The 6,630-nt window shown below is 44.3% G+C and carries 6 protein-coding genes and 1 riboswitch; of the genes, 4 read left to right on the forward strand and 2 right to left on the reverse strand.

Features of this window, described 5'->3' with window-relative positions; genetic code table 11:
* Nucleotides 1–4: 4 nt before the first annotated feature.
* Nucleotides 5–565, reverse strand: coding sequence for an LOG family protein (locus tag Nant_RS07505; RefSeq protein WP_054341032.1), 561 nt, complete (start codon nt 563–565; stop codon nt 5–7).
* A gap of 96 nt (nt 566–661) precedes the next feature.
* Here Nant_RS07505 and Nant_RS07510 point away from each other — a divergent pair, with 96 nt between their 5' ends.
* Nucleotides 662–1,138 (forward strand): CreA family protein, encoded by a 477-nt coding sequence (locus tag Nant_RS07510; RefSeq protein WP_054341033.1) that lies wholly within the window; start codon nt 662–664, stop codon nt 1,136–1,138.
* A 46-nt stretch (nt 1,139–1,184) separates the two neighbouring features.
* Here the strand turns inward: Nant_RS07510 and Nant_RS07515 are convergent, their stop codons facing one another.
* Entirely contained in the window at nt 1,185–2,063 is an 879-nt protein-coding gene (locus Nant_RS07515; protein WP_202904967.1) for a LysR family transcriptional regulator, read from the reverse strand.
* A 151-nt stretch (nt 2,064–2,214) separates the two neighbouring features.
* On the opposite strand from Nant_RS07515, the gene Nant_RS07520 reads away from it, so the two are divergent.
* From Nant_RS07520 to Nant_RS07530, 3 genes are all read left to right on the forward strand, one after another.
* Complete coding sequence (locus Nant_RS07520; protein WP_054341035.1) at nt 2,215–2,913, forward strand: CoA transferase subunit A; 699 nt, start codon at nt 2,215–2,217, stop codon at nt 2,911–2,913.
* Between the two features lie 12 nt (nt 2,914–2,925).
* Nucleotides 2,926–3,582 (forward strand): 3-oxoacid CoA-transferase subunit B, encoded by a 657-nt coding sequence (locus tag Nant_RS07525; RefSeq protein WP_054341036.1) that lies wholly within the window; start codon nt 2,926–2,928, stop codon nt 3,580–3,582.
* Nucleotides 3,583–3,797: 215 nt separating this feature from the next.
* Nucleotides 3,798–3,930, forward strand: a riboswitch (TPP riboswitch).
* A 54-nt stretch (nt 3,931–3,984) separates the two neighbouring features.
* Nucleotides 3,985–6,054, forward strand: a complete 2,070-nt coding sequence (locus tag Nant_RS07530) for a TonB-dependent receptor (RefSeq protein ID WP_054341037.1) — start codon at nt 3,985–3,987, stop codon at nt 6,052–6,054.
* The last annotated feature ends 576 nt before the right edge of the window (nt 6,055–6,630 follow it).

The raw sequence follows: 6,630 nt of genomic DNA on the forward strand, positions 1-6,630 counted from the left end.
GATGTCAACTCCACTTTGCTTTTGGGGCTTCATAATGCTGCAACATATTCAGCAATTCGGAAGGGTCCGCACTGACTTGCATCATCCGGGCATATTCTGGTTTCATAAATTGCTGATCAACCACAGTGCCTATAAATCCCAGTAGCTGATCGTAGTAACCTTCGACATTTAAAAACCCGCAGGCTTTATGATGATAACCCAGCTGCCCCCATGTCCAGATTTCAAATATCTCTTCTAATGTGCCAATCCCGCCGGGCATAGCGATAAATGCATCGGCTAACTCTGCCATTTTTGCTTTGCGTTCATGCATATCGGCGACGATAAAAAGCTCAGTCACGCCCGTGTGTTGAACCTCTTTATCTATCAGTGCAACAGGCATAACACCAGACACCTTACCGCCAGCCTCGAGAACACTGTCGGCAATAACCCCCATCAAGCCGGTTTTACCGCCGCCGTAAATCAACTCATGTCCCTGCTGCACCAACAAAGCACCTAACCGCCGGGCTTCTTCAGCAAATATTGGATTTACACCTGAGCCGGAACCGCAAAAAACTGCTATTTTCATTTCTGATTCACTTCTTTAATGTCACACTGTAGCCAGCTTAACAAAATTCTTAATACTAAGTAGGCACAGATTATTGTCTATTTTCATGAGGTTATCATGTACAAATTTATTGCTTTTGGCTTGTTTGTTAGCACCACCTTATTAATAAGCGGTTGTTCTGACAATGAAGTAGGTGATATATCACTTGGAATGTTTACGACAGAAGACATAAAATTGAATATTTTAAAGGATGATATTGTTTCAGGGGTAACATGTCACATCGCCTCAATAGAAGCAGATCTTAGTTTTTCAGATCCAAGTGATAGCTCTATCTCATGCAGACAAACTGGGGAAATAACGCCTGATATGATAGCTCAAATAGATAAGAGCAAATCAGGTGATGTGGTCTTTAAGAAATCAAAAAGTATCTTTTTCAAGACAATGAAAATCAGAAGAATACTCGATGCTGAAAATCAAACGCTAATGTATGTTTCTTACTCTACAAAAGAAACCTCCGGAAGTTTTAAACATAGCCTTTCAACCGTTCCGCTATGGGGAACAAAAGCTTATGTTGAGCCAGTACCAGCTCAATAACGACAAAAGCAGCCATAAATACTCACTGTCTACTGTTCAGTGTTTATTAGTAAGTCGTTAACAGAACATCCACTAATTCTTTTGCTGCCGTAGACAACGGATAGCGACGCCGGGTTATCACGCCGACTTGCCGGGTGATGACCGGCGCTTCCAGTGGCCGGCACACCGCGCCTAATTCTGTCATTTGGCCAAAACAGAGCGAAGGTACAACACTGACGCCTAAGCCTGTTGCCACCATCCGCCCGATCGTGGCCAGTTGGTGTGTTTCAAATTGAGGCGATAGTGCCAACCCCTCCTGTTCTAACATCTGATCGACTAACAAGCGCACACTTGAAGGCCGCTGAAGAATAATAAAATCATACTGCAACAGCTGCTGCCACTGGATAACCTCTTGATTAATCAATGGATGTTTTTCCGGTAAGACGGCGATAAAGCGATCATCAAATAAAGGGTTAAATAGCAAGTCTTCTGTATCGCCGGGATCAAATGACACGCCGACTTCTACCCGTCCACTGCGCACCATATCAACCACATCTTCGGCGATAACATCATGCACCATCATGTTGATCTGCGGATATTTGTTTCTGAAATCCCGCAAGGCTAACGGTAACTGATTAGAGGCAAATGAGGGCATACTGGCGATGGCCACCTTGCCACGAAACAGCGCAAAGCGGTTATGCATCTCGTCAACAGCTTCATCCAGATCAGCCAATAGCCGCTGCGCTGTCGGATAAAACGCCTCCCCTTCAGGCGTCAGAGATAAGGTTCGCGTAGTACGGGCCAGCAATGATCCGCCGAGCTCTTCTTCTAAGTTTTTGATAGCCACACTCAGTGCAGGCTGTGAGAGATGAACCAGTGCGCAGCCTTCAGTAAAGCTTCGGGTTTTAGCGACGGCAACAAAAGCACGAAGCTGTTTTACGGTTATATTCATAAAAAGAGTTTATTAATCCTTCGAATAAATTCATTGGATTAATATAAAAGAGTATAGGACACTTAACAAACTAAAAATCAGCCTTCGCATCAATAACGCCCAGGCCGATACAATAAAAACAGATAACAAGGCATGGAGGAGTTCAATGGCGGGTTTTAATAAAGTAGTCAACAGCTACGAAGAAGCGATGGCCGGTTTGGAAGACGGCATGACCGTTGTCGCTGGCGGCTTTGGTCTTTGTGGTATCCCTGAAAACCTGATTAACCAGATCAAGACAATGGGCACTAAAGATCTGACTATCGTATCCAACAACTGTGGCGTTGATGGTTTTGGCCTTGGCGTGTTACTGGAAGACCGTCAGGTTAAAAAAATGGTCTCCTCATATGTAGGTGAAAACGCACTGTTTATGCAGCAACTACTGGCAGGCGAACTGGAAGTTGTACTGACCCCCCAGGGAACCCTTGCTGAAAAAATGCGTGCAGGTGGTGCTGGCATCCCGGCATTCTTCACTGCAACTGGCTATGGCACACCCGTAGCAGAAGGCAAAGAAGTACGTGAGTTCAATGGCCGCAAGTGCATCCTGGAAGAATCGATCACAGGTGATTTCGCGATTGTAAAAGGCTGGAAAGCAGACAGGTATGGCAACGTTATCTACCGCCATACTGCCCAGAACTTTAATCCAATGGCTGCTACGGCCGGCAAGATTACCGTTGTTGAAGTGGAAGAGATTGTGGAGCCCGGTGAGTTAGACCCGGCACACATCCACACACCAGGTATCTATGTGAACCGAGTGATTCTTGGCACTTTCGAAAAACGCATTGAACAACGCACTGTCCGTAAGTAGAGGGTTATAAAGATGGCATTAACACGTGAACAAATCGCAATCCGTGTAGCCCGTGAATTAAAGGACGGCTACTACGTAAACCTGGGTATTGGTATTCCTACACTGGTGGCTAACTATGTACCGGAAGGTATCGATGTGATGCTGCAATCCGAAAACGGACTGCTCGGTATGGGCCCATTCCCAACTGAAGATGAAATTGATGCTGATATGATCAATGCGGGTAAGCAGACCGTCACAGCAGCGACCGGCGCGTCTATTTTTTCTTCAGCAGAATCCTTCGCCATGATCCGTGGCGGTCATGTAGATTTGACAGTCCTTGGCGCGTTTGAAGTAGATATCGAAGGTAATATCGCTTCCTACATGATCCCGGGCAAACTGATCAAAGGGATGGGTGGCGCTATGGATTTGGTAGCGGGTGCGGATAACATTATTGTTACAATGACTCACGCCTCTAAACACGGTGAATCTAAGCTGCTAACTAAATGTACTCTGCCCCTGACAGGTGCCGGCTGCATCAAGAAAGTACTGACTGACTTAGCCTTTATTGAAATTGAAAACGGTACTTTCATTCTTAAAGAGCGCGCACCAGGCGTGTCTGTTGAAGAAATTGTTTCGAAAACCGAAGGTAAAATGATCGTTCCTGATCATGTACCTGAAATGGTTTTCTAAGAACACACCGTCCCAACAGATTACGGTTCGTCTCTAGCCCTCATTCTATGCAAACAGAATGAGGGCTTTTTTATGATCTTTTAGGTCATGCGGGATAAGGCAGAAAAGATGAATAGAACACATTCATCTGTTTTGGCCTAATCACAATCCGCACATTGGTTGCTATCATTTACCATTGAACACGCTATAATCTCGCGCAGTTCGCTCGATAAGAGTGAATTCCTAAGGGGTGGCGCAGAAATATAGAGAGTATATAAACCCTCTCTATCGCCTGAGATGCATATGGAATGCGAACCCTTTGAACCTGATCCGGACGATACCGGCGTAGGAATAGGAAAGTCGCATTACTTCTTTATTTTCCCGCTTCTCAACCGGGTCTCTGAACTTTTCCGGAGACTTGTTATGTTTGTAAAACCCGCATACTTTGTTAAATCCGCAGTGGCTCTCGCTGTGCTCTCGGCTAACTACACACTTGCCGCTGAAGAATCCAGTGTCACACTGCCCACTATTGTCGTTACATCAGGTTTTCGCGGTGCCGCGCTTCAGGAGGTCCCTACCAGCCTGACCGTTGTTGATGAGCAGAAAATCACAGAACGTAATGCTGATCATCTGGAAGATCTGATTAATCTGGCCCCCAATGTAAACTCATCCAGCGGCGCATCACACGCCAAATATTTTCAGATTCGCGGTATCGGTGAACGCAGCCAGTTTATTGGGCCTATCAATCCATCCGTAGGTGTCATTATGGATGGCATTGATATGAGTAATATCGGCGGCGCGGCAACCATGATGGATGCCCAGCAGGTAGAAGTCCTGCGTGGCCCACAAGGCACCTTGTATGGCGCAAATGCACTGGCGGGCCTGATTAACATCCGCTCTAACGACCCAACGACCGTCACAAGCGGTGATATCGAGGCCACACTCGGCACTTATAATACCCGCCGTCTTTCTGCCGCCGTGGGCGGGCCTATTAATGACAGCGTAGGTTATCGTATCGCCTTTGAAAGCAATAAAAGTGATGGCTTTACCGAAAACAAATATTTAAACAAAGACGACACCAATAATATTGATGAAACCCTGTTTCGCGGCAAGTTACGCATAGAAGCCAGTGATTATCAGATGATCGATCTCACCGCTTTCTATGCCAATATCGATAACGGATACGATGCTTTTTCATTGGATAATAGCCGCACTACTTCATCCGATGAGCCAGGACATGATCGTCAGGAAACATCAGCATTTGCTGCAAAATCCACCTGGACAGGCAACGATGACTTTACACTGGAAACATCGCTAAGCTATTCAGAGTCTGACCTTGAATATGGTTATGATGAAGATTGGGTTTATGATGGGTATTCAGGAGGCTACACAGCCTTTGATAATTATATCCGCGATACTAAAACAACTACAGCAGAAGTACGTTTGATTTCTGCACCCGGTGCTGAGTTATTTGACGGATCGACTACCTGGGCAACGGGAGTTTATTACTACAACCGCTCTACTGATCTGCTTCGCGTATACACTTATGACGATGATTTCACTAGCCAATTTGATACCACGCGTATCTCCGCCTACGGGCAACTGGAAACTAAGCTCTCTGAACAATATATTCTGACTACCGGTCTACGTATTGAACACGCCGAATCAGAATACAAGGATAACGATGGCGCAACCTCGAATCCAGAAGAGCTACTCCTGGGTGGTCGCTTGGCATTAGAATATCTCGCTAATAAAAATACAACCTTGTATGGCTTAATTTCTCGCGGCTATAAAGTCGGCGGATTTAATGCCGATAGTTCGCTTCCTGCAAACCTGCAAACATTTGATACTGAAACCCTGTGGAACTATGAAATAGGTACTAAAGGGAATTGGCTGAATAACCAGCTGCAGACACAAATAGCTCTCTTTTATCAACAGCGGGACAATGCCCAGATAAAAGGCAACCGTACTATTACTAATTCTGGTGGCGGTACCAGTTTTTTCGATTACGTAGGCAATGCTGAAAATGCCTACAGCTATGGCTTAGAAGCGGAAGTTCAATGGAGAGTAAATTCTAGCGTGTCACTGTTTGGCTCACTCGGCCTGCTGGATACAACGCTGGAAGATGCAGACGCTGACTTCGATGGACGTGAAGCTGCCCAGGCACCTAATTATCAATACACGCTAGGCGCTAACTTCAGTCATGGCCGTGGCTGGTTCTCTGGCGTCGACATTGAGGGTAAAGATGAGTTCTACTTCTCCGACAGTCACAGCCAACAGTCTGAAGCTTACACGTTACTTAATGCTCGCGCAGGCTATAAAACTAAGGACTGGAGTGTCACCTTATGGGGCAAAAATCTAACAGATGAAGATACCTATATTCGCGGCTACTATTTCGAAAACGAACCTAGTGATGCATATACAATAAAACATAGATACACCCAGCTAGGCGCTCCTCGCCAGATTGGAATGACAGCAAAAATGACCTTTTAAAAATCCTGAAATAAAAAACCGGTGCTTATTAGCACCGGTTTTTATAACGGCCAAAACATAGATATGTCGAGCTTAAATCATCCTGATTTGTAATCTAAATCAGTCTTTTACGCCAGCCTGACTCCTTCTGACGCCGTTAATAAAGAGGCTTATGTCCTTCAGAATAGCATTAACATCTTTCATATTTATCACATCAATGATGGCTGACCTATAACCTCAATTTTTTGTTAACGAAGCCTGCTTCAGCATAATAATTTCTAATCACCAATAGCTCTCAAGCATAGTTACGCATCGACTGAACAACCTCGGGTAAAGCGCACCGCACACGTGAATATAATTAAAGTTTTTTTCAAATGACTGAAATAAAATAATGGTAGTAAAACCTGCTAATCTATACAAAACCTCATTAATAAAAATGTAACTTATTATTTCAATTGATTAAAATATAAAATCTACAGAATAAACTTAGGCTATAATTGTCGTTATAAAAATATTTTCATGCTTAATTAAATTATTAAAAACTTAAATTCTATTAAAATCCTAGAAATATATTTCCATATAATATTATAATAAATT

Source organism: Neptunomonas antarctica (assembly GCF_001305295.1).
GTDB lineage: Bacteria > Pseudomonadota > Gammaproteobacteria > Pseudomonadales > Balneatricaceae > Neptunomonas > Neptunomonas antarctica.